The sequence below is a fragment of the Micromonospora sp. NPDC005215 genome (assembly GCF_040607915.1).
Lineage (GTDB): Bacteria > Actinomycetota > Actinomycetes > Mycobacteriales > Micromonosporaceae > Micromonospora.
In genome coordinates, this window is sequence record NZ_JBEXHQ010000017.1 from 88787 (window position 1) to 115145 (window position 26359).

Below are 26359 nucleotides of genomic sequence, written 5' to 3' on the forward strand. Positions count from 1 at the left end.
CGCGACCTTTTCGCGGCCACATTCGATGAAATCCCCGCGCTGTGGGCGGACCGGATCCACCGGTGACCCACGATGAGGCGAAACCGGCGGCCCGGAACCTCCCGCGCTGCCTGTCGCCGCCGCCGGGCGGCGGACCATTGAAGGGAGCAGGGTGTGACACCTGTCGATCGAGCGGTCTTCGTGGCCGCGTACAGCCGGCTGGTCGCCGACGTCTGGGCCGACCCGGTCAAGGAGCAGGCGCTCGATCGGGACCCGCGGGGGTTCCTCGCCGGCTACGGGCTTCAACTCTCCGAGGATGTGCAGGTCCGGGTGGTCCGGGACGTGGCCGAGGCCGATCCGGACCTGGAGGTGCAGGTCGAGTCGTGGCAGCAGGCGGGGACCACCGGCATCTTCGTACTCTTCGTGCCGTCGCTGCTGCCGGTGGCCCAGGCGGAGCTGGCCGAGGACGAACTGGACAGCGTCGTCGCCGGCCTGGACCCCAGCTGCGCCTGTTGCTGCCCGTGCTGCTGCACCTGACACCGATGTCTGCCGCCCACCGGTCGGCACGGCAGATTCTGATGGCAGTAAGCCGAAATCGTTGATTGTCGAACCTCGATCTTCGTAGCGTTCTCGCCACAGCGATCGACCCCCGTCTTGCAGCGACCCCCGAGGAAAGGACCGAACGATGAGCAACGACGAACAGGAATATGGCGCGAGGTTCGTGACCAAGTACTCGGAACTGGTCACCGCGGTGTGGCGCAGCGACGAGGAACTGCAGCGCCTGCTCGCCGACCCGACCGGCTACGCGACGGCGGCCGGCCTGCCGGTCGCCGCCGGCTCCCGGGTCGAGGTCGACCGCGCCCAGCCCGCCACGCTCTACACCAAGGACCAGATCGTCGCCGACTGGGCCGGCACACCCGGCCTGCACGTGCTGCACGTGCCCGAGGTGCCGCTTGTCGACCTCAACGAGCTGACCGAGGCCGAGTTGGAGACGGTCGCCGGCGGCGTCGCCCCGATCGCCGACAACAACGTCAACATCATCGCCGTCCTCATCCTCTGAGTTCCCCACCCCCCGCCGGGAGCCTCGATGACTGACACGACCGAGAGCATCGCCTTCCGATCCGGCACCTACCGGACGGCCACCGTGGAGCAGACCTGGGAACGGATCGGGGGCCTGCTCGACCGGTTCCGGATCACCCGGGTCGCCGACATCACCCGGCTCGACGAGATCGGCCTACCGGTGCACGTCGCCTACCGGCCGGTCGGAGCCACCATGGCGGTGAGCGTCGGCACCGGCGCCACGGCGACGCAGGCCCGGGTCAGCGCGGTCATGGAGAGCATCGAGTCCTGGCATGCCGAGAACCTCCGGCCGGGGACCGTCGTCCGGTCCCCGGCCGAGGCGCTCGACCTGCCCTACGACGTCCGGTGGCTGCACCTGGCGGAACGGTCACCCCTGACCCCTGCCGTCGCGCTCGACTGGGTGGCCGGCCGTGGGCTGGTGACCGGTGCGCGTTGCCTGGTGCCCCGCGCCACCATCGAACTCGACTTCACCGTCCGGCGGGGCTGGGACCGGGCCCTGTTCACCCCCAGCAGCAACGGGCTGGCCACCGGGAACACCTTCGCCGAGGCCAGCCTGCACGCCCTGCTGGAAGTCGTCGAACGCGACTGCATCGCCCCGTACTGCACCTCGCCGTTGGCCGATCGCACCTACGCCGACCCGGGCACCGCCACCAACGCGACGACCCGCACGGTGCACGAGGCGCTGCTGCGGGCCGGCTGCTGGGTGGAGGTCTGCGACATCACCAACGCGGTCGACGTGCCCTGCTACGCCGCCTCGATCTGGTCCCCGGACCTGCCTGTCACCTTCGGCGGCTTCGGCTGCCACGTGGACCCCGAGATCGCCGTCGGTCGGGCCATGGCGGAGGCGGCGCAGTCGCGGCTGGTCATGGTCTCCGGAGCGCGGGACGACATCGACGCCACCGCGTACCACGACGTCGGCGCACCGCCGGTGCCGCCACCCACCGTCGACCGGCCCGTCCGGCCGGTCCGTCGGGATTCGCCACCGGTGGGGGACGTGACCCAGGTGCTGCGCGAGCTGGCGTCGCGGGTGCAGCGGGTCACCGGCGTCGAGCCGTTCAGCGTCGACCTGACGCACGACGACATCGGCATTCCGGTGAGCAAGGTGTTCGCCCCCGGCCTGCGGATGTTCGACGAGCGGGCCCTGAGTATCCGACCAGGAGTGCCCCGTGACTGACGTCGTCTTCATCGGTCCGAGCCTGCCGGCCGACGAGGTCGGTCGGCTGCTGCCCGACGCTGTGGTGCTGCCGCCCGTCGCGCACGGCGACCTGCTCCGCCTGGACGTCGCCCCCGGCGACCGGGTCCTCGTCATCGACGGGTTCTTCCTGCAACACCCGCCGGTCCGCCACCGGGAGATCCTCCACCTGCTCGACCGCGGCGTGACGGTGGCCGGCGCCGCCAGCATGGGCGCGCTGCGCGCCGCCGAGCTGTGGCCGTTCGGGATGCGTGGCGTGGGCGAGGTGTTCCAGCTCTACCGCGACGGGGTCGTCACGGGCGACGACGAGGTGGCGGTCGTGCACGGTCCCGCCGAGGAAGGCCACCGCGCGTTGAGCGTCCCGCTGGTGAACATCCGGGTCGCGCTGCGCCGCGCCGTCACGGCCGGCGTGCTCAGCGACGCCGAGGCGGTGCTGCTGCTGGACATCGGCCGGGAGCTGCCCTTCCGGCGGCGGTCGTACCGGGCGTTGGAGCGCAGCGCACCCCCCGAGGCGGCGGCCGTCGTGGACCGGTTCCTGACGTGGCACCGGCGGGACCCCTCCGACGCCAAGGGCGCCGACGCCCGGCTGCTGCTGTCGATGGCGGCGGACAACGCGCCCGAGCTGTGCCCGGCGCACGCCGGCGACCAGCCGATCGACAACCTGCACACCCGCTTCCTGGACAGCTGGCGATCGCGCTTCGCCGGCGAGTCGGTCGGCGGGCACTGGGTCAGCGACCGGGAGGTCGCCGCGGTGCTGATGCTGCTGCACCCCGAGTCGGCGACCTGGCACCGGCGGGGAGTGCTGGCCGGGCTGGCCGCTGTCGACATCGCCGACCCGATGGTCGAGCAGCGCGCCCGCGAGGTGGCCCGCCAGCGAGGGTTGACCGCCGCGCTGCCGACCGGGTGGGACTGGCTGACCGACCGGGAACGGGATCTCGGCGATCCGGAGGCGGTGCTGCGGGTGTTGGTGCGGGCGTTCGGTACCACGCCGTACCGCAGCCTGGCGCTGTGGATGGTCGCGGCGCCGCTGCGTACCCCCGCGATGCTCGCCGCGGCGCGGCAGGTCGCGGCGACCGCGGCGTCGCTGAACGAGACGCTCGTTCCGCGTACGACGGGGCACCGCCGCCCGGGTGGTCGGCTGCACTTCCGCACCGAGGTCGTCGACGCGTTCTTCGCGAGGCTGTGGGGCTGTGCCGTCGACGGGCTGGAAGCGGAGGCTTGGGACCGGGGCTTCGTCGACCTGGCGGCGTTCCGGTACGCCGCCGAACCGCTTGTCGCGTACGTCAAGGCGTTCGGTGCCCCGCGACTGCCGGCGGTGGCCATCTGCGCGCAGGAGGACACCCTGGCCGGTTCAGCGGTCCGGGTCGGCTGAGGAGGAGTCGATGAGCGGCACCGTGAAGGCGGCACTGATCTACCCCCCACTGACCGATCCCACCTCGGGATACCACTCCCTGAACTACCTCGACTCGTACGCCCGGGCACAGGGACACCGGCCGGCGGAGATCATCGACGCCAACATCGAGGCGTTCCACCACTCGTACACCCCGTCGGCGTACGACTGGCTACGGCGGGAGCTGTCCCGGCTCTCCATCGACGACCTCAGCGGCCCGGACGCGTTGATGGCCCGGGCCAATCAGCTCGGCCTGCCCGACCCCGACCCGGAGCGGCTGCGCCGGTCCATCGGGGTGTTGCAGGATCCGACCCTGTTCTACGACTACCGGCACTACCAGGACGCCGTCGAGGGTGTGATCTCCTGGATGGACGCGCTCGGCACCGTCGGGTTCCCCGGGCAGTTCCACGCCGGCTTCCGGCTCCACCCGCCACCGATGATCTCGATCGGCTCGGTGGCCGCGCTGACCGACGAGGCGCTGCTCGCCCGGCTCAACCGGCCCTTCCTGCCGTACTACGAGGACGTGCTGATCCCGCGACTGGCCGCGGGCGGACACCAGGTGATCGGTATCAGCGTCACCTACCAGTGGCAGCTCCCGTTCGCGCTCTGGATCGCCCGACTCGTCCGGCGGGCCTGCCCGGACGTCTTCCTCATCGCGGGTGGCACGGAGATCTCCGACGTCTGGAAGTGCGCCAGCAAACCCGAGTACGTCTTCCAGGTGCTCGCCGACTTCGACGCGATAGTGGTCGGGGAGGGGGAGAGCGCGTACACGGAGATCCTGGACGCGGTGCAGACCGGCACCCTCCCGGCCGGGCATCCCAACGTCCGGCTGCACCCGAAGTACGGCCGTCAGCGTCAGCTGCCCCTGCGCTACGAACGCCTGGCGCAGGTGCCGGTGCCGGACTTCTCCGGCCTGCCCTGGGACCTCTATCTCAGCCCGGAGCGGTTCGTCTACTACTCGCCGACCCGAGGCTGCTACTGGAACAAGTGCACGTTCTGCGACTACGGCCTGAACACCGACGGCCCCACCAGCCCGTGGCGGCAGGACACTGTGGACACCATGCTCGCGGACGTCACCGAGCTGTCGAAGTTCGCCAAGTTCATCTACTTCTCGGTCGACGTGCTCGCTCCCGCGACCATTCTGCGTTTCGCCGAACGGGTCGTCGAGCGCGGGCTGGACTTCCGCTGGGGTGCCGAGATCCGGCTGGAGAAATACTGGTCGGACGAGCGCTGCGAACTGCTGCGGCGCAGCGGCTGCGTGGCCATCTCGGTCGGGTTCGAGTCCGGTAACCAGCGCATCCTCGACCTGATCGACAAGGGCACGAAGCCGGAGCAGGCACGACGCACCATGACGGCGATGACCAAGGCCAACATCGGTGTGCAGATGATGGGCTTCACCGGTTTCCCCACCGAGACCCGCGAAGAGGCGCTGGACAGCGTCAACTTCCTGCGGGACAACCCGGACCTGTGGACCCTCGGCGGGCTCGGCGACTTCATGTTGACCCCGGGCGCCATCGTCGCCAAGGAGCCGGACCGGTTCGGCATCACCAATGTGCGGCCGGTGGAAGGATCGGACATCGTCCGGATGCTCAAGTACGACGAGCCGGTCACCGAGGCGGTGCGGGCCGAGGTCGCCCAGGCCAAGGCCGGCCTGAACCCCGGGCATTACCACCGTCCGTGGCTGGGCGCCACCGACACCCCGCACACGTTCTTCTACCACGACCGGTACGGCACCGCGGTGCGGGGCGTCCTCGCCCACGACCGGGTACGGCACGACACCGACGAGCACACCGAGTTCCTCGCCAACGGCTCCTTCGTGGACCGCGACGACGAGCAGGTCTGGGACGCGTACCGGCGGATCCGGTCCGACGAGCAGGACGGCGTCCCCGGCGACCTGCCGGCGGACCGGCACCTGTTCCGCCGGGTCGACGGTCAGGTGTTCGCCCTCAACCGCAGCAGCCGATTGTTCCTGGATCTCTTCAGCGCGCCGCTCACCCTCGCCGAGGCGCAGCGCCGGCTCTGGATCGTCGAACCGACAGTCGCCGACCGGGTCTGGCGGACCTTCATCGGGCAGCGGTTGATCCGCCGGCATCGGCTCGCGACCGATCAATAGGGTCGGTGGGCAGGTACGACCCGGCCGCTGCTGCCGTCCACCTCCACCGGCACTCCGTCGGGCAGGGCTGTCGTCGCGTCCCGGACCGCCAGGACGGCCGGGAGGCCCTGCTCGCGGGCGACGATCGCGGCGTGCGAGAGGAGGCCGCCGATCTCGGTGACGACCGCGGCGACCACGCCGAACAGTGGGGTCCAGGCCGGATCCGTGGTGCGGCACACGAGGACATCACCGGGCCGGACCCGGGCGAAGTCGGCGGGGCCACGCACCACGCGCACCGGCCCGGTGGCGCGACCGGGGCTGCCGGGCGTACCGGTGAGGGCCTCGCCTCCGTCACCGCCGGCCGTGGGCGCGGGAGGGAGGGCACTGGTGACCGGGCGCGACTGGAGGAGCCAGATCCGGGAGCCGGCGATCGCCCACTCGACATCCTGCGGGCCGCCCAGCAGGTCGGCTGCCTGCCGACCGAGCTGCGCGAGTCGGGTGAGTTCGTCATCGGTGAGGCAGAAGCGCTCCCGGTCGGCCCGTGCCACCTCGCGGGTGACAGTGCGGTCGACCCGCGTCTTCTTCGTGCCGAGCGACCGACGGGTGATCTCGCCGCCGGTCAGCGTCCACGAGTCCGGGGTGACGTGGCCGCTGACCACGCTCGCACCCAACCCCCAGGACGCCTCGATCCGGGTGTCGTCGCCGGTGAACAGCACCCCGGCGACGTCCGCGTCCACCAGGCGTTGCACAAGCACGGCGACCGACGGCGACCGGGTGTCTCCCCGCCGACGCCGATATTCCACGGCACGCGCGGACCACAGTGACAACCAGCACCTGCGAACGGCGTCCGCCACCTGATCGGGGCCGCGCACGCCCAGGAACGTGTCGTGCTGCCCGGCCGCGGTGGCGTGGGTGGTGTCCTCGCTGGTCGCCGACGACCGCACGGCAAGGTGGCCGTCGCCGATCCGCGGCAGCGCCTGAGCGATCTCGTCGATCAGCTCCGCGGGGAGGCCCTCGTCGGTCCTCTGGTAGGCGGTGCTCGGCACCACGAACCCAGGTGGGACCGGCATACCCGCGCGGAGAAGCCGGGCGAGCGCGGCGGCCTTGCCGCCGGACGTCGCGGGTTCGGCGTCGGTCAGGTCGATCAGCAACAGGCCCCCTTCAGCTCCCGTGGAGCCTAGCCGCGCGCCAATGCGGAGATTCCCGACGTGCGGGGGATGTGCGCCGCGTTGACGTCCGGTGCGGGACTCTGAATGCTGACTGCCATGACGCACGCCTCAGCGCCGGAACTGTCGGTTCTGCACGCCGTGCGGGTGACCGGGCTGGCCAGCGACGCGGCAGTCTCCCGCCGCACCGGCATCGACCTGGACACGGCCTCCGAGCTGCTGGGGGACTTCGAGGCGTACGGGTGGGTGACACACGTCGAGTTCGCCGGCACCAGCGGGTGGACGCTCACCGAGCGCGGCCGTGAGCAGGACTCCCGGAAGCTGGGCGAGGAGCTGGACCAGACTGGCGCACGGTCGACAGTCGAGCAGGTCCACAAGGAGTTCGAGATCCTCAACGGACGACTGGTCCGGGCCTGCACCGACTGGCAGTTGCGGCCGGTCGAGGGTGACCGGTTGACGTCCAACGACCACAGCGACCCGCAGTGGGACGGCCGGGTGCTGGACGAGCTCACCGCGATCGGCGCGGAACTGACCCGGCTGACCGGCGCACTGGTGAGCGCGCTTGATCGGTTCGACGGTTACGCCGATCGGTTCGACGCGGCGCTCGGGCGTGCTCGCGCGGGGGACGGGCAGTGGGTGACCGGAGTGGGGGTCGCGTCGTGCCACGCCGTGTGGATGGAGCTGCACGAAGATCTCCTGTCGACACTCGGGATCGCTCGCGGCGCCGAATCGGGAAGCCGGTAGGTCTCCGCCGTGGCTGTCCGATATCTCTACCTGGCGCGACACGGCGCGGCGGACGCCTTCGGCGAACTGACCGACGTGGGACACCAGCAGGCTGACCTGCTCGGTCGACGGCTCGCCCGCCTGCCGATCGACGCGGTGTGGCACTCGGTGCTGCCGCGAGCCGCCGCGAGCGCGCGCGAGATCGCCAAGCACCTGCCGGACGTGCCGGTCGCCGAGGCGGCCGAACTGATCGACCATGTGCCGTACGTGCCGACCGGGGACGAGATGCCCCGCTCCTGGGCCGGCTTCTTCGACGGTTACGACGAGGCCGAGGCGGCGGCCGGCACCCGCATAGCGCAAGCCCTGGTGGGACGGTTCACCACCGCCCCGGAGCGTACCGAGCCGGACTCGCACCAAGTGCTTGTCACGCACGCGTACCCGATCGCGTGGCTGGTGCGGCACGTGCTGGCGGCCCCGCCGACCCGGTGGCTCGGCCTGGACAGCGCGAACACCGGCCTCACCGTGATCGAGTACCGGGCCGGCCTGTCGCCCACGCTTGTGATGTTCAACGACCAGAGCCACCTGTCGGGTGACCTGCGCTGGACCGGTTTTCGCTCGGCCGCACGCCCGTGAGGAGTCCGCTGTCGGTGCGTCCGACCCCGGTTGTCAGGGGAGCGTGATGCCGGTCTGCGTACCGGCCAGAGCCTGTCCGCACGGGCAGCCGCCCTGGTCCGGCGGCAACGCCCGCACCGCGTCGCCGAGCAGGACGCGCAGGCGCTCGACGTTTCGCGCGAAGACCGTGAACACCTCCTGCTGGGTGACGCCGTGACCGACCTCGACGCCCGAGTCGAGGTCGGTCACCAGCGACAGCGCGGTGTAACACACTGCCAGTTCCCGTGCCAGCACCGCTTCGGGGTGACCGGTCATGCCCACGACCGACCAGCCCTGCTGGCCGTACCACTGTGATTCGGCACGGGTGGAGAAGCGCGGCCCTTCGATGACGACAATGGTGCCGCCGTCGACCGGTCGCCAGCCGGCGGTGCGGGCGACGTCGAGGACCGTGGCGCGCCCGACCGGACAGTACGGGTCGGCGAACGGAACGTGGACGACCCCGGGGAGTTGCCCGTCCGTGCGGGGCTGCCCGTCGTAGTAGGTCTGCTCGCGGCCGTTGGTCCGGTCGACCAGCTGGTCCGGTACGACGAGGGCGCCGGGACCCAGGTCCGGTCGCAGGCCGCCCACGGCGCCCGGCGCGAGCACCTGGCGGACGCCGACTGTGCGCAGCGCCCACAGGTTGGCCCGGTAGTTGATGCGGTGCGGGGGGAGGGCGTGCCGGCGTCCGTGGCGGGGAAGGAACACCACCTGTCGCCCGGCGACGCTCCCGACGGACAGCGAGTCGCTCGGCGGTCCGTACGGTGTGTCGACAGTGACCTCGCTGACGTCGTCGAGGAACTCGTAGAAACCGGATCCGCCGATCACGCCGATCGGCGGGGAGGCCTTACCTGCTGACATGTGCACCTCTCTTCGGAAGCGGGTGGGGCCGACTCAGGAACGGTCCGTGCCGCGCCGGCCGACGATGGTGGCGACGACCAGCACGATCACGATGACGGCCCAGACGACGGCCAGCCCGGCGGTGAGCCCCAGCGGGTAGTCGCGGTCCGGTAGGCCGGGGTTCGGAGGCGCCGAGGGCGGTCGCCACAGCAGTGGCACCGCGATCAGCAGCAACGTGGCGCTGGCCAGCAGGCCCGCGCTGATCCAGGCCAGGCGTAGCCGGTTGGTCACCAGTCGGCCCAGCGCCAGCCCGACCAGTCCGACCAGCGGTGCCACCAGGACGTCGTGCAGCAGCGGACCGCCGAGAAGCCACGGCACTGTGGTGCCCAGCTGGGGGAGGAGCAGCCAACCGCCGTACGCCGCCGCGGCGGCGCCGAGCACGAGCAGAAGCAGTCGGACGGTTCTCACCGCAACACCTCCAACCGGGCCACCCACTTGGTCTGGAGGACACCCGGCCGGCTCGGCGCGATGAGGCGGCAGGGGTACCCGTGGTCCGGAGACAGCTCCTCGCCGTTGATCCGCAGTGCGAGCAGGGTCAGCGGGTCGCCGGAATGGGCCGCGGGGAGGGTGCTCGCGGCGTACAGGCCGTCGGTCTCCAGGGAGGTGATGCGAACCGGTCGGTCGGTGGGTGCGCCGGCCCGCCGGAGCAGCTGGGCGACGGGCACGCCGGTCCAGTGGGCGGAGGCGCTCCAGCCCTCGACGCAGGCGATCGGCAGTTGCGCCGTGCGTTGCGGCAGGGCCGCCAGGTCGGCCAGGGACAGGGCGTACCGCCCGCCCGGCCAGACGATCTCCAGCCGCCATTCCGGTGGAACGACGATGCGCGCGGCGGCGGCCGTCCGGTTGATCGGTACGCCCTGCGGTCCGGACGCGGACCGCCACGCCAGCGGGGACACCCGACGCAACCACGGGACGGTGACCCCGGCGGTGGCCAGCACGGCGATCCCGGCGACGCCCGCCGAGGTACGCAGGAACGCGCGTCGTCCGGCCGAGTCCCGATCCTCCTGCCCGGCCGCACCGGCACTCCGCCGCAGTGGCGTGCCCAGCGCCGTGCGGGCGACCGGGAGCTGCACCGCGACGTGCAGCAGCAACGCGCCCACCACCAGCCAGGCCACCGCGTAGTGCGCCGTCGGGAAGAAGAACCCCCAGGGGTACGACTGGGCGACGTTGAACAGGCCGGTGACAAGTTCGAAGAACGCGGCGCAGACCAGGACCAGGACGGAGATCCGTTCGAGGGCATGGGCGGACAACCGGATCGGCTGGCGCAGCGGCGGACGGACGAACAGCCGGGGGTAGACGCTCCACAGTTTGGCAAGCAGCAACGGGATCGCCGCGACGCCGGAGAGCACGTGGACACCCTGCGTGATGCGGTAGAGGTTGACCGGTCGGGTCGGCCAGGTGAACCAACCCGGCGGGTGCTGGATGTAGTGGCTGAGCAGTCCGGTGCCGAAACACAGCCCGAACGCCACCCCGAGCCAGAGGCCGAGCCGGGCGGCGACCAGCGGTGAGTGCGACGGCGCGGTGAAGTCCTCGGGGGCGGGAACGCGGGGCCGGCGGATCACTGGCGCACCAACTCGGCGAACCAGCGCCTGCCGAACCGGAGGCGGTCCGCGACCCGTAGGCCGGCGGCGGCGGCGGTACCGGCCACCACGTCAGCCCCGACCCGCGCCCAGGGAAATGCCGGCCCCTGGCGTCCCCCGTCGCCGGACGCCCCGGACAGCACGTACGCCTGTCCCTGCCACAGCCCGGCTCCCGGGGGCTCCACCTCGACCACCAGCGTGCCGTCGGCCGCGAGCAGGGTGCCGCACCGGCGCAGCAGCCGGACCGGGTCACCGCCGATGCCGATGTTGCCGTCGACGAGCAGGGCGTGGGCCCACCTCCCCTCGCCGGGAAGCGGGTCGAAGACGTCGCGTCGCAGGGCGACCACACCCCGGCCCTGGGTCAGCCGTACCGCCTCGGCGGAGATGTCCACCCCCAGTGCGACGAGACCGCGCTGAGCGAGTGCCCTGGTCAGCCGGCCGGGGCCGCAGCCGAGATCGATCGTCGGCCCGTCGCAACGTGCGGCGATGGCCTCGATCGCCGGTTCGGGCGGGCCGTGCCAACGCCGTACCGGCAACAGGTCGCGTCGCCCGTCGGTGTGCACCAGCCAGTGCTCGGGTCGGACCGGAGGCAACGGGGCGACCGGCGTACCGCAGGCGTCCTGGTCGGCGGGCCACCCGTCGAGTCCGCCCAGCACCACAGCGAAACCGTCGAGGCTGATCGTCGACGTCACCGGCGACGTCCGCTCACCAGGTGGCCACCCACCGACTCGACGGCAGCCGCGAACCGGGTGCCGGGCAGGTCGGCCGCGACCGCCAGCGCGCTGGGCCAGTCGTCGACATCCCGTTGCGCCGGCAGGATCGCCGGGCGTACGCCGTGCTCGCGGAGAGCGGCGAGGGTGCGGCGACCCGTGTCGTCGGTCGACATGGGCACGTCGCGCAACGCGCTCGCGTACGCCGGGTCGCGTAACCCGAGCGCCCACCAGCCGCCGTCGAGCGCCGGCCCGAACACCGCCCCGCGTTCGGTGAGCAACTCCAGCGCGGTGGTGAGCAGGGCCGGCCCGACCTGCGGCGTGTCCATGCCGATCTGCAGGACCGCTCGGCCGGGGAAGGCCGCAGCGGTGTCGGCGTGCGCGTTCGCGAGGCGGTCGGCGAACGTGCCGCCGCGCTGGGGGAGGAGGTGCCAGCCCGCCAGCGCGGCGTTCAGTTCCGCGCTGTACTCGGCATCGGCGAACCGACCGGTGTGGGCCAGCACGGGAATGGTCGCCGCGGTGGCGCGTACCGCCGCGAGGGTGTCCAACAGTGCCGCCGCCGCGACCCGGGCCGCCTGGGCGGGATCCGCCGGTGGACAGAGGCGCGTCTTGGCCAGCCCCGCGACCGGTGCCTTGGCGACCAGGAGCAGGACGTTCACTGGCCACCGCCGACACCGGCGCGCAACACTCCGGCGAAGTCCCGGGTCGCCCGCACCGTGCCCCGCACCGACCCGGAGACCTTCGACCTGGTGCCGGCAGCCCGGGGCGCGTACGCGACGTCCAGTTCGAGAATCCGCCAGCCCGCCTCGGAGGCGCGGAGCAGCAGCTCCAGGGGGTAACCGAACGCGCGGTCCTGAACGCCGAGTCCCAGGAGCGCCGCGTGCCGGGCCACCCGGATCGGGCTGATGTCGTACACCGGCACACCGCGCCGGCGCAGCAGCGCGGCGACCAGCGCGTTTCCCATCCGGGCATGCCACGGCCAGGCATCCGCCGAGACCGGCCGACGCCGCCCGACGGCGAGATCCGCCCGCCCGTCGAGCAGCGCCGCGACGAGCCGAGGCAACTCGGCCGGATCGAACGAGCCGTCCGCGTCAAGGACGCAGACCAGCTCCGCGTCCGCCGCCAGCAGACCGGCGTGTACGGCCGCGCCGTACCCGCGTCTCGGCTCGTGGACGACCCGGGCCCCGTACTCGGCGGCGACAGCCGGCGAGCCGTCGGTGGAGCCGTTGTCGACCACGATGGCCCGGTAGCCGGGTGGCAGCCCGCTCAGTACGGCAGGCAGTGCGGCCGCCTCGTCCAGACACGGCAGCACCACGTCGATCGTTGTGTGCATACCGGCGACGCTAGGCCCGCCACGGGCCGTCCGGACCGCTGTGTGTCCTTACGAATCGCTTACGTGGCAGGGGATCTTACGAGTCCCTGACGTCCCACAGTTGCGCTGCCGGATCCCTGGTCGGAGGTCGTATCGTCGGCCGTCACCATGACCATGATGACCCGGCCGGGACGACCCCGGTCCGCCGACCTGATCGTCCTCGGCACCGAGGTGGCACTGCTCGCCACCGCCGTCACCGTCGGCGCACTGCTCAACCATCGGGGCGTGCGGCTGCATGCCGACGCGGCCCCGCTCTACGCCGCGTGGCAGCCACATCTGGGCCCCGGCACTCCCGCCGCGCTTCTCGTTGCGGCGCTGTTCGTCTGGCGGGGCGCGCGCTGGGCCGCCGACGCGCGGTGGCCACGGCTGCTGGTCGTCGGCTATCTCGCCGCGGTGCTCTGGACGCTGTCGCTGGCCCTGGTGGACGGCTGGTCCGCCGGGTTGGCCGAGCGGCTCACCGTGCAGGCCGAGTACCTGCACGAGGTGCCCCGGGTGACGGATGTCGGCGGCATGGTGTCCGGCTTCGCCGACCGGATCCTCGACTTCCAGCCCGATTCGTGGTCCACCCACACCGCCGGTCATCCACCGGGAGCGCTGCTGTTCTTCGTCTGGCTGGAGCGGATCGGCCTCGGCGGCGGGACGGCGGCCGGGCTCGCGTGTGTGGTGCTCGGCGCCACGGTCTGCGTGTCGGTGCCGGTGACGTTGCGGGCGCTCGGCGCGCAGGACGCGGCTCGGGCGGTGTGGCCGTTCCTGGTCCTCTTCCCGGGGGCGGTCTGGGTGGGCGCGTCCGCGGACGGCATGTTCGCCGCGGTGATCGCCGCCGGGCTGGCGCTGCTGGCGGTGGGTGGTCGGCCCAGGGCCGTACTCGGCGGGCTGCTGCTCGGCTTCGCCCTCTACCTGTCGTACGGGTTCGTCCTGGTCGGGATTCTCGCGCTGACAGTGGTGCTGCTGCGGGCACGTGATCGCCTCGGAGTGCTCCTGGTCGCGGCGACGGCGGTCGCGGCTGTGGTCGCCGGGTTCAGCCTCGCCGGTTTCTGGTGGCTGGACGGCTACCACCTGGTGGCACGTCGCTACTACCAGGGCTGGGCGGCGGAACGCCCGTACGGCTACTGGGTCTGGGCGAATCTCGCCGCCCTGCTGCTCTCGGCCGGGCCGGTGGTCGGGCCGGCACTGCGCCGGGCGGTGGCCGCCGTGCCGATCCGACCACCGCTCGCGACGGCCCTCCGGCAGCGGATCGCCAGCGCCGGACCCGCTGTGTGGTTGCCCGTCGCGGCAGCGGTGGTCGTGCTCGCGGCGGACCTGTCCGGGCTCAGCAAGGCCGAGGTGGAGCGGATCTGGCTACCGTTCGCCGTCTGGCTGCTTGTCGCCACCGCGCACCTGCCCCACGGACACCGACGGTGGTGGCTGGCGGCCCAGGCCGGCACGGCTCTCGCCGTCAACCACCTACTGTGGACGGTGTCCTGACCGAGGCCGGCTCCCGCATCACCGCTGTGGTGAAGTCCGCGATGCCAGCGGCGAAGCCGACTCGGGCGCTGAAACCAAGCAGCCGGGCGGCGCGGGCCGGATCGGCCACGACGTGCCGGACGTCCGCCACCCGACCGCCGCCGACCGTGACGGGTGCTGGCCCGCCCATCGCCGAGGCCAGCTCCTGGGCCAGCTCGCCGACGGTGTGCGGTTCACCCGAGCAGATGTTGACCGGGACCAGGGGCTCCGGAGCCGGTGTCGTGAGGGCCAGCAGGTTGGCCGCCGCTATGTCGTTCACGTGCACGAAGTCGCGCCGCTGCCGGCCGTCCTCCAGGACCCGGGGCGGTTGCCCGGCGGCCAGGGCCGACCGGAAGATCGATGCCACCCCGGCGTACGGGGTGTCGCGGGGCATCCGCGGCCCGTAGACATTGTGGTAACGCAGCGCCCAGACCGATCCGCCGGTCTGCCGGGCCCAGGCGCCGGCGAGGTGTTCCTGGGCCAGCTTGGTGGCGGCGTACGTGCTGTGCGGCTCCAGCGGCGCGTCCTCGGGCACGAGACCGGGGGAGAGCGCCTGGTCGCAACGGGGGCAGCTCGGCTCGTACCGGCCCTCGGCCAGGTCGGCGGCGCGGCGGCCGGCCGGCCGGACGATCCCGTGGGCCGGGCAGTGGTAGCGGCCCTCGCCGTAGACCACCATCGAGCTGGCCAACACCAGCCGGCGTACGCCGGAGGCGTGCATCGCGGCGAGGAGGGTGGCCGTGCCGAGGTCGTTGTGTGCGGCGTACCGGGGGGCGTCGGCCGGGTCGACGCCGTGGCCGACCATGGCCGCCTGGTGGCAGACCGCGTCGACCCCGGCGAGCAGCCGGGTCAGCAGCTCGCCGTCGCGCACGTCGCCGACCACCAGGTCGTGCCGCTGTGCCCAGGGCGGTGGCGTCGCGCCGTGCGCCTCCGGCAGGAGCGCGTCGACGGCCACCACCTCGTGCCCGTCGTCGTCGAGCAGGTCGGCGACGTGGGAGCCGATGAACCCGGCAGCACCGGTGACAAGTATCCGCATTCCGGTCACCGTATGACCCCGCGTACGCCCGCACCCGCTGGCCCGCGCAGCCGTAAGAACCTCGTTAGGTTTCGCCGGTGCGGTCGGCGCCCGGTGCCTGGCTACGCTGGGCGGATGGACAGGCCGGGGGACAGGTCGACGGGCCGGAACGGGGGACGTTCGTGACACAGCGGGTGCTGGTGGTCGACGACGACCAGACCGTCAGTGACGTCATCTGTCGATACCTCGAACACGACGGCTTCCAGGTCAGCCACGCCGGGGACGGGGCGGCGGCACTGGCGGCGGTGGCTCGCCAGGCACCGCACCTGGTCGTGCTCGACCTGATGCTGCCCCGGATCAACGGCCTACAGGTGTGTCGGGAGCTGCGGGCCCGGCCCGATGGCATCCCGATCATCATGCTGACCGCGCGGGGTGACGAGTCCGACCGGATCCTCGGGCTGCAACTCGGCGCGGACGACTACCTGACCAAGCCCTTCTCCCCCCGGGAACTGGTGCTCCGGGTCCGTTCGGTGCTCCGTCGCGCCGCCAGCGGGCCGCCGCCCGAGCGGCCGGAGGCGATCACCGACGGCAGCCTGGTACTGCACACCACCTCCCGGACGGCCCGCCTCGCCGGTGCCGACCTGGCGCTGACGCTGCGTGAATTCGACCTGCTCGTCCACCTCATGCGGCATCCGTCCCGGGTGTTCAGCCGGGCCGAACTCCTTGAGCAGGTCTGGGGCTGGAACTTCGGGGACCACTCCACAGTGACCGTGCACGTACGCCGACTGCGCGAGAAGATCGAGGACAGTCCGGCCGATCCGCAGCGGATCGTGACCGTCTGGGGCGTCGGCTACCGGTACGAGCCAGCCGATGCGTGACCTGCTGCTGATCTTCGCGATCGCCCTCGGCGCGGCACTGGGCGTCGGACTCGCCGGCGCACTGCTGCTGCGCGCGCTTCGGCGCCGCTCGATCACCGTGCACCTCAGCGTGCTGCTCGCCACCACGGTGGTCGCCGTCGCCGTGGGCGTGCTGGCGGTCGCGGAGGCGATGTTCCTCTCCGCCCACGACCTTGAGGTGGTGCTGATCACCGTCTCGGCGGCAGCGGTGGTCAGCCTCGCCGTCGGCGGGCACTTCGGCCGTCGACTCGCCCGCGCGGCGGTCTGGCGCGACCAGGCCCGGGAACGGGAACGGCAACTGGAGAAGGGCCGACGGGACCTGGTCGCCTGGGTCTCCCACGACCTGCGTACCCCGCTGGCCGGGCTGCGGGCCATGGCGGAGGCGCTGGAGGACCGGGTGGTCCGCGATCCGGACACCGTCGACGAGTACCACCGCCGGATCCGGCTGGAGACCGACCGGATGACCCGACTCGTCGACGACCTGTTCGAGCTGTCCCGGATCAACGCGGGCGCGCTGCGGCTGTCGCTGACGGCGGTGCCGCTCGGCGAGGTGGTGTCGGACGCGCTGGCCAGCACCACCCCGTTGGCCGACGCCCGCCGGATCAAGCTGATCGCCAGCGAGTCGGGGTGGCCGACGGTCGCCGCGAGCGAACCGGAGCTGGCTCGGGTCGTCGCCAACCTGCTGCTCAACGCCGTCCGCTACACCCCCGAGGACGGCACCGTACGCATCGAAGCCGGCCACGAGGAGGACCACGCCTGGCTGTCGGTCGCCGACACCTGCGGCGGCATTCCCCCGGCCGACCTACCCCGGCTGTTCGACATCGCGTTCCGTGGCGAACCGGCCCGCACGCCCGGCCCCGGCGACGGCGGGGCGTCCGGCGGGCTCGGCCTGGCCATCGTCCACGGCCTGGTGGAGGCGCACGGAGGTCGGGTCGAGGTGCGCAACACCCCGGAGGGTTGCCAGTTCATGGTCCGACTCGCCACCGCCTGACGCCACGATCGCTCAGCCCGGCACCGACCGAGGCCACTGCCCACAGCCGCAAGATCGAACTACCCCTCGTTCCGCCAGGCCCGCAACGCGTCAACCATTGCCAACGTGGCCGGGTGCTCGTCCCCCAGCACCCGGACCGCATCGTTGACGACCCTCTCTTCGATGGTGATGGCCTCGTGGGTGCGGCCTGCCTGGCGGTAGGAGCAACCCGGCCTGCGGCGGGGCGGACTCCGGTTTCGGGGATCAGGTCTGCCGCCACACCCGGAACGTCTGCTCAAGCCGCCACGTGCCATCGGGCTGCCGGGCCTCGTTGCGCCAGCGGAACGCGTCTGCCTCGATATCGGAGAAGGTCCAGCGGAGGTCGCCGCCGTCGAGCACGATCTTGTCGCCGACGCGAGCTGCCAGGAAGGTGTGCGTCCGACGCCGTCCCGGTCCCACCCACGTCGAGCGCCAGACCCCCGCGCCGGCCGTGGGATCGGGGAACCGCACGCTGACGCCGTGTTCGACGCCGGGCAGGAGCCAGACATCGGTGGTGGCCCGGCCGCCCAACGCGTACCCGAAGTGCCACTCGCCTCGTCTAACAGTCGAGGACCCGTCGGGGTCGTACTCGGTGCAGTCCAGCACCCAGGAGCCCTCGAACTGTCCGAACAGGCTGAGGTCGACGCCGTCGGCTGGCTCGTCTGCGAGAAAGGCGGCACCGATGGCATCGGATGAACTGAGCACCATGCCAGAACGATAGCCAGCCGCACGATCGGCTGCGGACTGCCAGCCATGGGAGCGGGATCAAGGCGAACGAACTTCTTCGATCCTTGACACTCGCCGATGCGATCGCTAACACTGTCCGCAACGCGAGCTTAACGAGCCGAACACATTGTGCTTGTATCGCGTGGCGCACCAGAGATGTCCCGTGCGGCAGGTTGCCCGCCGTCCACAAACACGAAGACCCGAGCTGACACACGGTTTGATCTTGTTAACGCTAACATAGGTGGTCGTCCCGGAAGGGGAGTCGTGACCGTGGTTCCATGGCGAACAACAGCGGCACTGACCACCGGGCCTGAGTCGTCACCGGACGGTGCGGTTACCCAGCAGTGGGCCGATACCGGCAGGGCCGACCACCGGTGGCGGCTGCGCTACGGGGCCGACGGCTACCTGCGCATCCGGATCCTCGCGCTCTCCGCCGTGGCCGCCGCCGCTCTCGTGGTGGTCACCGACGGGCCGGCGCAGGCCGCCACGCTGCCGACCGGTGCCGTTTCGCTGGAGGCGGTCAACCAGACCGGGCGGTACGTGCGGCACATCGACTATCTCGGGCAGCTCGACCCGGTGACCTCCAGCAGCGCCAACCAGGTCAAGCTCGACGCCACCTTCACAGTGGTCAACGGTCTGGCATCGCCTGCCTGCTACTCGTTCCAGACCAGGACGGGCCTGTTCCTGCGGCACCGCGACTACCGGCTCCGGATCGACCCGAACGCCGGTGACGCGGGGTTCCGAGCCGACGCCACCTTCTGCGCGGTCGACGGATCGGTCTCCGGATCGGTGGCGCTGGCCTCGTACAACTATCCGAACCGGCGGATCCGGCACCGCGACTTCGCGCTCTGGCTCGACGCCTACCAGGACACCGCCACGTTCCGGGCGGACAGCTCGTTCCGCCTGGTCGCGCCGTGGGCACCCCGGACCACCAAGGGCCCGGTGATCCCGGGCCTCTTCGCCGACCCGCACCTCGCCGTGTTCAACGGACGCTACTACCTGTACCCGACCACCGACGGCTACGCGAGCTGGGCCGGCACCTACTACAAGGCGTTCTCCTCCACCGACCTGGTGAACTGGACCGACCACGGGGTGATCCTCGACCACGGGCCGGACGTGTCCTGGGCGGACAACTCGGCCTGGGCGCCCGCGGTGGCCAGCGCTAACGGCCGCTACTACCTGTACTTCAGTGGCGGCGCGGCCAGCGGCAACACCGCCAAACAACTCGGTGTGGCAGTGGCCGACAGCCCCACCGGGCCGTTCCGTGACGCGCTGGGACGGCCGCTCATCCGCAGCGACCAGTTCTCTGGTGGGCAGGCGATCGACCCGATGGTGTTCACCGACGACGACGGGCAGTCCTACCTGTACTGGGGGCAGGGCGTAGCGCGGGCCGTGCGACTGAACAGCGACATGATCTCCTTCGACGCGGCGCAGGTACGGGTCAGCACGCCCTCCGGCTACAACGAGGCGCCGTTCGTGTTCAAGCGCAACGGCCAGTACTACCTCATGTGGTCGGAGAACGACACGCGCAGTGAGGACTACCGGGTCGCGTACGCCACCGGCCCGTCGCCCCTCGGCCCGTGGACCAGGCGGGGCGTCGTGTTGCAGAAGCGGCTCGAGGTCGGCATCAAGGGCACCGGCCACCACTCCGTGGTCCGGGCACCCGGCAGCGACACGTGGTACATCGCCTACCACCGGTTCGCTGTGCCGGCCGGCAACGGCACCAACCGGGAGACCGCCATCGACCGGCTGGAGTTCACCACCGACGGCACCATCCGCCCCGTCGTACCGACGCTCTAGCTGACGCGAAGGAGAAAGGCCCATGTCGAGAGTCCTGGTGCGGCTCGGCGCGGTTGCGGTGGCCGCGTGCCTGCTGTTCACCACCTGGTCGGTGGCCACACCGAAGGAGGCGGCGGCGATCGACCCGACCGTCGGCTACCTGATGGCGCACTTCACCGGTGAGTCGTCCACCGACCAGCAGATCTACCTCGCCCACAGCACCGACGGCCTGCGCTGGACGGACCTCAACAACGGGGGGCTCGTCCTGCGTTCCACAGTCGGCACCCGCGGCGTCCGCGACCCCGCACTGGTCCGCTCGCCGAACGGTGACCGGTACTGGATCATCGCCACGGACCTGTGCATCGGCTGTGGCCAGGACTGGTCGACCGCTATCAACAACGGCAGCCGCAACCTCGTCGTGTGGGAGTCCACCGACCTGGTCAACTGGTCCGCGCCGTGGTTGCTGAACGTCGCCGGCGCGATCCCGGACGGACGCAACGCCTGGGCGCCGGAGGCGATCTGGAACCCGGACACCGGCGACTACGTCCTCTACTGGGCGACGAACGTCCCACTCAACGGCGCGACCAAGCACCGCATCTACTACGCGCGCACGACGAACTTCCGCAGCGTCACCACACCGCAGGTCTACATCAACCGACCTGGCAGCCAGGAGATCATCGACACCCAGATCGTCGAGGTGCCCTCCGGCGTCGGCGGCTACCGCTACGTCCGGGCCTCCCGGGACGGCCAGATCGCCATCGAAGGCAGCAACTCGATCCTCGGCACCTGGACCAGCGTCGGGAACCTCTCCGGCATCGGGCTGACCGGCTCGCAGGTCGAGGGTCCGATGTGGATGAAGTTCAACGCCCGCAACGAGTGGCTGCTCTACCTGGACCAGTACTCCTCCGGGCGCGGCTACCTGCCCGTCCTGACGACCAACCCGTCGAGCCCGAGCAGCTACCGGCTGCCGGCGTCCGGCTCGTACGCGATGGGTGGCACCAAGAAGCGGCACGGAACGATCCTCAACCTGACCGCCGCCGAACAGGACCGGGTGCTCGCCCGCTGGCCCGCCACCGCGGTCAACCGGATCCAGTCGTACAACTTCCAGGACCGGTATGTGCGGCACTACGACTACGACGTCCGCATCGACCCGAACGTCAGCCCGGCCCAGGACGGCCAGTGGCGACTGGTGCCCGGCCTGGTCGGCTCCGGCACGGTCTCCATCCAGTCGGTCAACTACCCGGGCTACTACCTGCGCCACTACGGGTTCGACTTCCGGCTGGAAGCCAACGACGGCACTGCCACCTTCGCGGCCGACGCCACCTTCCGGCGGGTCGCCGGTCTGGCCGACTCGTCGTGGACGTCGTTCCAGTCCTACAGCCACCCGGACCGCTACCTACGGCACTACAGCTACCTGCTCCGGCTCGACCCGGTCACCGACGCGCAGAGCCGCGCCGACGCCACCTTCCGCGTGACCGGCTGACCTCTAGTGATTGGACAGCTTATGAAACGGATCAGCCGGTCGATGCGCCGGATAGTGATCGCCCTGGTGACCGCGATGACGGCGACGGTCGGCATCGTCGTCGCGTCGTCGCCCGCCACCGCCGCCACCAACCAGTTCCGGGGCATGAACTGGGCCATGTTGGGTGACAACTTCAAGACGAGCCCGCTCGTCGTGCAGGGCCTGAGCATGTCCGACAGCAACGCGACCGTGCGGGCCAAGGCCAACGCGCTCTACGACGACATGGCGTCCACCATGGGGGTCAACACCGTCCGGCTTCCCATCAACACCCACACGGTGGGTACTGCCTGGTGGGAGGCCTACCGCGGCGCCATCGACGCGGCCACCGCCCGCGGGTTCAAGGTCATCCTCGCCTACTGGGAGGACGGCGCCGCCTCCGGTGGCAGAATCACGAACCTCGCCGCGTGGAACACGATGTGGTCCACTGTGACCAACACGTACGGCTCGAACAGCAACGTCTACTTCGAGCCGATGAACGAGCCGCACGGGTACAGCTCGACGGAGTGGCGCAACGTCGCGGCCAACTGGCTCAGCTACCACACCTCGGCGGTGCCCGGCCGGGTGCTGATCGGCGGCACGGGCTTCAGCCAGGACCTGCGCGACATCTGCAACGACAGCCGCTTCAACTCGACGCTACTGTCCTTCCACTACTACGCCTTCTTCTACGGCGCGATGACCTACGACGCCTTCCGCAGCCACATCCAGGCCCGCCTCGGCAACTGCGCCTCCCGCGCGGTCGCGACCGAGTTCGGCGCGCCCATGAACGACGGCCGCAACTACGCCGACGCGGGCAGCACCGACAACTTCGTGCGCTACATCCGGGCCATGGCCCAGGTCATGCGCGACAACCAGATGGGGGGCACCTACTGGCCGGCCCTCGGCGGCAAGACCGGCACCATCGGCTACGACTGGTACTCGATGTTCGCCCTCACCGGCAGCGGCACCGACCTGAACCTGACCGTCCGCAACACCTCCGGCGCGGACCGGATCCGGTACGCGTGGGGCGACACCATCGGCGGCGGCGACCCGACGACGCCTCCGCCGTCGACCGGGACGTTCTACCGGATCAACGTGCGGCACAGCGGCAAGGCCATGGACGTCCAGTCACCGAACACCGACAACGGCGCGCGCGTCGGCCAGTACACCTACGGCGGCAACGCGTGGCAGCAGTGGCAGTTCCAGGACGCCGGCAGCGGCTACTGGCGCATCGTCAGCCGCAACAGCGGCAAGTGTCTCGACGTGGTGAGCGCGTCGACCGCCGACGGCGCCGAACTCGTCCAGTACACCTGCGGCAGCGGCACGAACCAGCAGTTCCAGATGGTCGCCAACGGCAGCTACTTCCAGCTCCGGGCCCGACACAGCAACAAGTGCGTGGACGTACCGGCCGCGTCGACAGCGGACGGCGTGGTCCTCAAGCAGTACACGTGCAACACCGGCACCAACCAGCAGTGGTCGCGCACGGTCGTCTGACGGTCGTCTCGACTGATCAACGGTACGGCCCGCACACCCCGAGTACCGGGTTGCGCGGGCCGTACCGTCGCCGTTTGCGCCTTCCGTGCCGGGTGTGGCTTAGCGCCGGTCCGGACGCGGGCACTGTGGAATCCGAACCCGGCCAAGGTCGGCTTTGTCGGCGACCACGGGTACGGTTTCGGTGCCCGAGAAGCACGGGTATCGGCGGTACGTCGCCGGGTCGGGAACGGCCAGCCCGGTGGCGACGGGCCGTGGGAGGGAGCGAGGGTGACGCAGCGCAGGGCATTGGTGGTTCGGGGCGGATGGGAGGGGCACCAGCCGGTCGAGGCGACCGAGTTGTTCGTCCCCTTCCTCGAACGTGGCGGCTATGCCGTCCGGGTCGAGGAGTCGACGGAGATCTACGCCGACGCCGCCGAGATGGCCGACACCGACCTCGTCGTGCAGTGCATGACGATGTCGCAGATCACCGCGGACCAGGTGGCGGGTCTGAGCGCGGCGGTCCGCGCCGGCACGGGCTTCACCGGTTGGCACGGCGGCATCGTTGACTCGTTCCGCGCGTCCTCGGAATACCTGCATCTGGTGGGTGGCCAGTTCGCGACCCATCCTGGCAAGGAGCCCTGCGAGCGGCACGGTGGCGCGGAGGACAACTTTCTGCCGCACACGGTGCGCGTCACCCACCTCGGGCGGGAGCATCCGATCACCGCGGGCATCGAGGACTTCGACCTGGTCACCGAACAGTACTGGGTGCTGCACGACGACCTGATCGACGTCCTGGCCGTGACGACCCACCCCACGCAGGCATGGCATCCGTGGCACCGGCCGGTCACCTCACCGGCGATCTGGACGCGGCGCTGGGGTGCCGGGCGCATTGTCGTGACCACCCCGGGACACAGCGTGGACGTGCTGGAACACCCGAGCGTGCGTACCGTCATCGAGAGGGGGATGGTGTGGGCGACCCGCACCGCGTCGGGGTCGTAGGTCTCGGGGTCATCTCCCGCGCCTACCTGGACACCCTCGCCGACCACCCCGCGGTGCGGATCGCCGCACTGGCCGACCTCGACGACGCCCGGTCGGCCGCGGTCGCCGCCACGATCCCCGGCGCCGAGGCGATGAGCGTCGAGCGGCTGCTGGCCCGCCCGGACGTGCAGACGGTTCTCAACCTCACGATCCCCGCGGCGCACGCCGACATCTCGCTGGCCGCGATCGGGGCCGGCAAGAACGTCTACGTCGAGAAGCCGCTCGCCGTGACGTTCCCGGACGGTCGCTCGATCATCGACCGGGCCGCAGCGGCCGACGTGCGCGTCGGGTGCGCGCCGGACACCGTGCTGGGCACGGGTACGCAGACGGCGCGGGCGGCGATCGACGGCGGGCTCATCGGACGCCCGATGTCCGCGTCGGCCGTGATGATCACCGCAGGGCACGAGCGCTGGCATCCCGACCCCGACTTCTACTACGCCCCGGGCGGCGGCCCGTTGCTGGACATGGGGCCGTACTACATCTCGGCGCTCATCCACCTGCTCGGACCGGTTCGCGCTGTGGTCGGAGCCGCCAGCCGCCTGCGCGACGAGCGCGTCATCGGCTCGGGTCCACGTGCCGGCCAGCGGATCCCGGTGGAGGTGGACACCCACGTCACCGGCGTGCTCGAACACGCCAACGGCGCTCTCTCCACCATCACCACGAGCTTCGACGGGGTCGCGACGACGGCCGCACCGATCGAGGTACGAGGGGAGACCGGCACGCTCGCCGTACCCGACCCGAACTACTTCGACGGAGAGGTCCGCCTCTTCGCGCTCGGCGGCACCGAATGGCGCGTTCTCGAACCGCGGGCCGGCTACGCCGAGTCGTCCCGCGGCATCGGCCTGATCGACCTGGTCAGGGCCGACGGGCAGCGTCCGGCGCGCGCTGGCGGCGACGTCGCGCTGCACGTCCTGGAGACGATGACCGCCCTGCTCCGGTCGGCGGCCGAGCGCCAGCGGATCGAGCTGACGACGATGGTGGAGCGACCCGCACCCGTGCCGCTCACCCCGGTGCAGGACTGGAAGGCGTAACACGGGCCAGCGGCCCTGATTCTTAACTCCGATGTCACCTCTCGAACCCTCAGGCGACGTGTCGGTGTCTGCCCGCAGGAGTTGGCTGTCAGCCGTCGCACGTACCCTGACCAGGAGCTGATTCGAGTGCCTTCGTCCCGTCGTACCTTCCTCGCGGGCGGCGCCGCCGCCGGCGTGGGCCTTGCCGTCGCCGGCGGGCTGCCGTCCCTCGCTCAGGCCAGCCCTGGCCGGCCGCACTCGCCGGTCAAGAGTGGTCCGGTGCCCTTCCCGCCGCTCGCGGACGACAGCAAGGGGATCCTGGCCCTGCCGGAGGGCTTCAGCTACACGGTGGTGACCCGGACCGGCGTCACCCGACTCGACCGTGGCCAGGGCGTGACGCCGTCGGACCACGACGGCATGGCCGTCTACGACGCCGGCCAGGGCCGTTACATCCTGATCCAGAACCACGAGATCGATCCGGGCGCCGAGTTCGGCGTACCGCACGTCAAGGGCACGGTGTACGACGCGGGCGCCGTCGACGCCGGCGGTTGCACCGTGATCAAGACGGACCGCGCGGGCCGTAACCTGGGTGAGTTCGTCGCCCTCTCCGGCACCATCTCCAACTGCGCCGGCGGACCGACCCCCTGGGGCACCTGGCTCACCTGCGAGGAGACCGAGGACCGGGCCGGCGACGAGTGGGAAGAAAGCGGCCGGTCGGGCGTCTACCAGAAGGATCACGGGTACGTCTTCGAGGTCTGGGCCGACGGCAGCGCGGACCCGAAGCCGATCAAGTGCCTGGGCCGCTACTCGCACGAGGCCCTGGCGGTCGACAAGGACCGCACGAACATCTACCTCTCCGAGGACGCCGACGAGCCCAACGGCCTCTTCTACCGCTGGTCGGCGCCACGGGGGGTCAAGCTCGGTCCCGGCGTGCTCACCCGCCTCGCGCCGAACGCCGGTGTCCTCGCGGCAATGCAGATCATCATGGACGACGGCTCGGTGCTGCCGGACGTCGCCTACCTGACCTCCGCCCAGCTGGGCCGCCCCTTCCCCGTACGGTGGATCGAGGTACCGGACCGCGACGCGCGGCACACATCCGTGCGCGAGCAGTTCGCCGACGCTCAGGTCACCCGGGGACGCAAGTTCGAAGGTGTGTGGAGCACCGACGAGGGCGTGTACGTGGTCAACTCCTACGCCTGGGACGACGGTGACCTGCCGGCCGACGCCGCGCCGCACGACGGCATGGTCTGGTTCTACAACTTCGAAACCCAGACCATCCAGCTGGTGACGTACTTCCCGCACCAGACGGCGTCGGAGGAGGGCACGGCGGTCAAGTACAACGACCTCACCTTCGACGGCCCGGACAACGTCTCCGTCACCCCGTGGGGCAGCCTGGTGCTCGCCGAGGACGGCACCGGGGCCTCCCACGTGCTCAGCGCGACTCCGGGCGGGCCGACGTACGCGATCGCCCGCAACCAGCTGAACGATTCCGAGTTCTGCGGGCCGACCTTCAGCGCCGACGGCCGGGTCCTCTTCGTCAACATGCAGGACCCGGGCCTCACCCTGGCGATCACCGGCCCGTGGGAGAAGTACCTGGGCTGACCGGG

At 71.2% G+C, this 26359-nt stretch carries 25 protein-coding genes; 16 read left to right on the forward strand and 9 right to left on the reverse strand.

Translation table 11 applies throughout. The features are described from left to right. Positions 1-153 precede the first annotated feature (153 nt). From ABZU25_RS15480 to ABZU25_RS15500, 5 genes are all read left to right on the forward strand, one after another. Entirely contained in the window at positions 154-516 is a 363-nt protein-coding gene (locus tag ABZU25_RS15480) for a hypothetical protein (protein ID WP_355029986.1), read from the forward strand. A 148-nt stretch (positions 517-664) separates the two neighbouring features. Beyond that, entirely contained in the window at positions 665-1039 is a 375-nt protein-coding gene (locus ABZU25_RS15485) for a class IIb bacteriocin, lactobin A/cerein 7B family (RefSeq protein ID WP_355029987.1), read from the forward strand. 27 nt (positions 1040-1066) lie between these two features. Next, positions 1067-2233, forward strand: coding sequence for a YcaO-like family protein (locus tag ABZU25_RS15490; RefSeq protein WP_355029988.1), 1167 nt, complete (start codon positions 1067-1069; stop codon positions 2231-2233). Next, positions 2226-3623, forward strand: a complete 1398-nt coding sequence (locus tag ABZU25_RS15495) for a TfuA-like protein (protein ID WP_355029989.1) — start codon at positions 2226-2228, stop codon at positions 3621-3623. The genes ABZU25_RS15490 and ABZU25_RS15495 overlap by 8 nt, the downstream gene beginning before the upstream one ends. A gap of 10 nt (positions 3624-3633) precedes the next feature. Further along, positions 3634-5754 carry a radical SAM protein gene (locus tag ABZU25_RS15500; protein ID WP_355029990.1) on the forward strand — a complete coding sequence of 707 codons (2121 nt, stop codon included), beginning with the start codon at positions 3634-3636 and terminating at the stop codon, positions 5752-5754. On the opposite strand, the gene ABZU25_RS15505 is transcribed toward ABZU25_RS15500, so the two are convergent. Beyond that, positions 5748-6884 carry a PEP/pyruvate-binding domain-containing protein gene (locus ABZU25_RS15505; protein WP_355029991.1) on the reverse strand — a complete coding sequence of 379 codons (1137 nt, stop codon included), beginning with the start codon at positions 6882-6884 and terminating at the stop codon, positions 5748-5750. The genes ABZU25_RS15500 and ABZU25_RS15505 overlap by 7 nt on opposite strands. 114 nt (positions 6885-6998) lie before the next feature. Here ABZU25_RS15505 and ABZU25_RS15510 point away from each other — a divergent pair, with 114 nt between their 5' ends. Then, entirely contained in the window at positions 6999-7643 is a 645-nt protein-coding gene (locus tag ABZU25_RS15510; protein ID WP_355029992.1) for a transcriptional regulator, read from the forward strand. 9 nt (positions 7644-7652) lie between these two features. Next, the gene (locus ABZU25_RS15515) at positions 7653-8255 is read left to right on the forward strand and encodes a histidine phosphatase family protein (RefSeq protein WP_355029993.1); all 603 of its coding nucleotides are present in this window, start codon (positions 7653-7655) and stop codon (positions 8253-8255) included. 33 nt (positions 8256-8288) lie between these two features. Here ABZU25_RS15515 and ABZU25_RS15520 read toward each other — a convergent pair whose 3' ends face one another. The 6 genes from ABZU25_RS15520 to ABZU25_RS15545 are packed head-to-tail and all read right to left on the reverse strand — an operon-like array spanning position 8289 to position 12790. Beyond that, complete coding sequence (locus ABZU25_RS15520) at positions 8289-9131, reverse strand: S-methyl-5'-thioadenosine phosphorylase (RefSeq protein WP_355029994.1); 843 nt, start codon at positions 9129-9131, stop codon at positions 8289-8291. 33 nt (positions 9132-9164) lie between these two features. Further along, on the reverse strand, positions 9165-9578 hold the full coding sequence (locus ABZU25_RS15525; protein ID WP_355029995.1) for a hypothetical protein: 414 nt from the start codon (positions 9576-9578) through the stop codon (positions 9165-9167). Then, positions 9575-10729 carry a molybdopterin-dependent oxidoreductase gene (locus ABZU25_RS15530; RefSeq protein ID WP_355029996.1) on the reverse strand — a complete coding sequence of 385 codons (1155 nt, stop codon included), beginning with the start codon at positions 10727-10729 and terminating at the stop codon, positions 9575-9577. Before ABZU25_RS15530 ends, ABZU25_RS15525 begins: the two co-directional genes overlap by 4 nt. Next, on the reverse strand, positions 10726-11439 hold the full coding sequence (locus tag ABZU25_RS15535; protein ID WP_355029997.1) for a methyltransferase domain-containing protein: 714 nt from the start codon (positions 11437-11439) through the stop codon (positions 10726-10728). Before ABZU25_RS15535 ends, ABZU25_RS15530 begins: the two co-directional genes overlap by 4 nt. Then, complete coding sequence (locus ABZU25_RS15540) at positions 11436-12116, reverse strand: DUF2064 domain-containing protein (protein WP_355029998.1); 681 nt, start codon at positions 12114-12116, stop codon at positions 11436-11438. Before ABZU25_RS15540 ends, ABZU25_RS15535 begins: the two co-directional genes overlap by 4 nt. Further along, complete coding sequence (locus ABZU25_RS15545; protein WP_355029999.1) at positions 12113-12790, reverse strand: glycosyltransferase family 2 protein; 678 nt, start codon at positions 12788-12790, stop codon at positions 12113-12115. Before ABZU25_RS15545 ends, ABZU25_RS15540 begins: the two co-directional genes overlap by 4 nt. A 147-nt stretch (positions 12791-12937) precedes the next feature. Between ABZU25_RS15545 and ABZU25_RS15550 the strand changes: the two genes are divergently transcribed. Beyond that, positions 12938-14293, forward strand: coding sequence for a hypothetical protein (locus tag ABZU25_RS15550; RefSeq protein ID WP_355030000.1), 1356 nt, complete (start codon positions 12938-12940; stop codon positions 14291-14293). Here the strand turns inward: ABZU25_RS15550 and ABZU25_RS15555 are convergent. Further along, the gene (locus ABZU25_RS15555) at positions 14265-15344 is read right to left on the reverse strand and encodes an NAD-dependent epimerase/dehydratase family protein (protein WP_355030001.1); all 1080 of its coding nucleotides are present in this window, start codon (positions 15342-15344) and stop codon (positions 14265-14267) included. The genes ABZU25_RS15550 and ABZU25_RS15555 overlap by 29 nt on opposite strands. 161 nt (positions 15345-15505) lie before the next feature. Here ABZU25_RS15555 and ABZU25_RS15560 point away from each other — a divergent pair, with 161 nt between their 5' ends. Continuing rightward, complete coding sequence (locus ABZU25_RS15560; protein ID WP_355030002.1) at positions 15506-16201, forward strand: response regulator transcription factor; 696 nt, start codon at positions 15506-15508, stop codon at positions 16199-16201. After that, positions 16194-17210, forward strand: a complete 1017-nt coding sequence (locus ABZU25_RS15565) for an ATP-binding protein (protein WP_355030003.1) — start codon at positions 16194-16196, stop codon at positions 17208-17210. Before ABZU25_RS15560 ends, ABZU25_RS15565 begins: the two co-directional genes overlap by 8 nt. 243 nt (positions 17211-17453) lie before the next feature. Here the strand turns inward: ABZU25_RS15565 and ABZU25_RS15570 are convergent, their stop codons facing one another. Beyond that, positions 17454-17936, reverse strand: a complete 483-nt coding sequence (locus ABZU25_RS15570; protein ID WP_355030004.1) for a hypothetical protein — start codon at positions 17934-17936, stop codon at positions 17454-17456. A gap of 282 nt (positions 17937-18218) precedes the next feature. On the opposite strand from ABZU25_RS15570, the gene ABZU25_RS15575 reads away from it, so the two are divergent. From ABZU25_RS15575 to ABZU25_RS15600, 6 genes are all read left to right on the forward strand, one after another. Further along, positions 18219-19754: a family 43 glycosylhydrolase gene (locus ABZU25_RS15575; RefSeq protein WP_355030005.1), complete on the forward strand. Its 1536-nt coding sequence runs from the start codon at positions 18219-18221 to the stop codon at positions 19752-19754. A 22-nt stretch (positions 19755-19776) separates the two neighbouring features. Continuing rightward, positions 19777-21216 carry a glycoside hydrolase family 43 protein gene (locus tag ABZU25_RS15580; protein ID WP_355030006.1) on the forward strand — a complete coding sequence of 480 codons (1440 nt, stop codon included), beginning with the start codon at positions 19777-19779 and terminating at the stop codon, positions 21214-21216. 21 nt (positions 21217-21237) lie between these two features. Then, positions 21238-22725 (forward strand): RICIN domain-containing protein, encoded by a 1488-nt coding sequence (locus ABZU25_RS15585; protein WP_355030007.1) that lies wholly within the window; start codon positions 21238-21240, stop codon positions 22723-22725. Positions 22726-22992: 267 nt separating this feature from the next. Next, positions 22993-23703, forward strand: a complete 711-nt coding sequence (locus ABZU25_RS15590) for a ThuA domain-containing protein (RefSeq protein ID WP_355030008.1) — start codon at positions 22993-22995, stop codon at positions 23701-23703. Next, positions 23673-24773 (forward strand): Gfo/Idh/MocA family oxidoreductase, encoded by a 1101-nt coding sequence (locus tag ABZU25_RS15595; RefSeq protein WP_355030009.1) that lies wholly within the window; start codon positions 23673-23675, stop codon positions 24771-24773. Before ABZU25_RS15590 ends, ABZU25_RS15595 begins: the two co-directional genes overlap by 31 nt. 126 nt (positions 24774-24899) lie before the next feature. Beyond that, the gene (locus tag ABZU25_RS15600; protein WP_355030010.1) at positions 24900-26354 is read left to right on the forward strand and encodes an alkaline phosphatase PhoX; all 1455 of its coding nucleotides are present in this window, start codon (positions 24900-24902) and stop codon (positions 26352-26354) included. Positions 26355-26359: the final 5 nt, after the last annotated feature.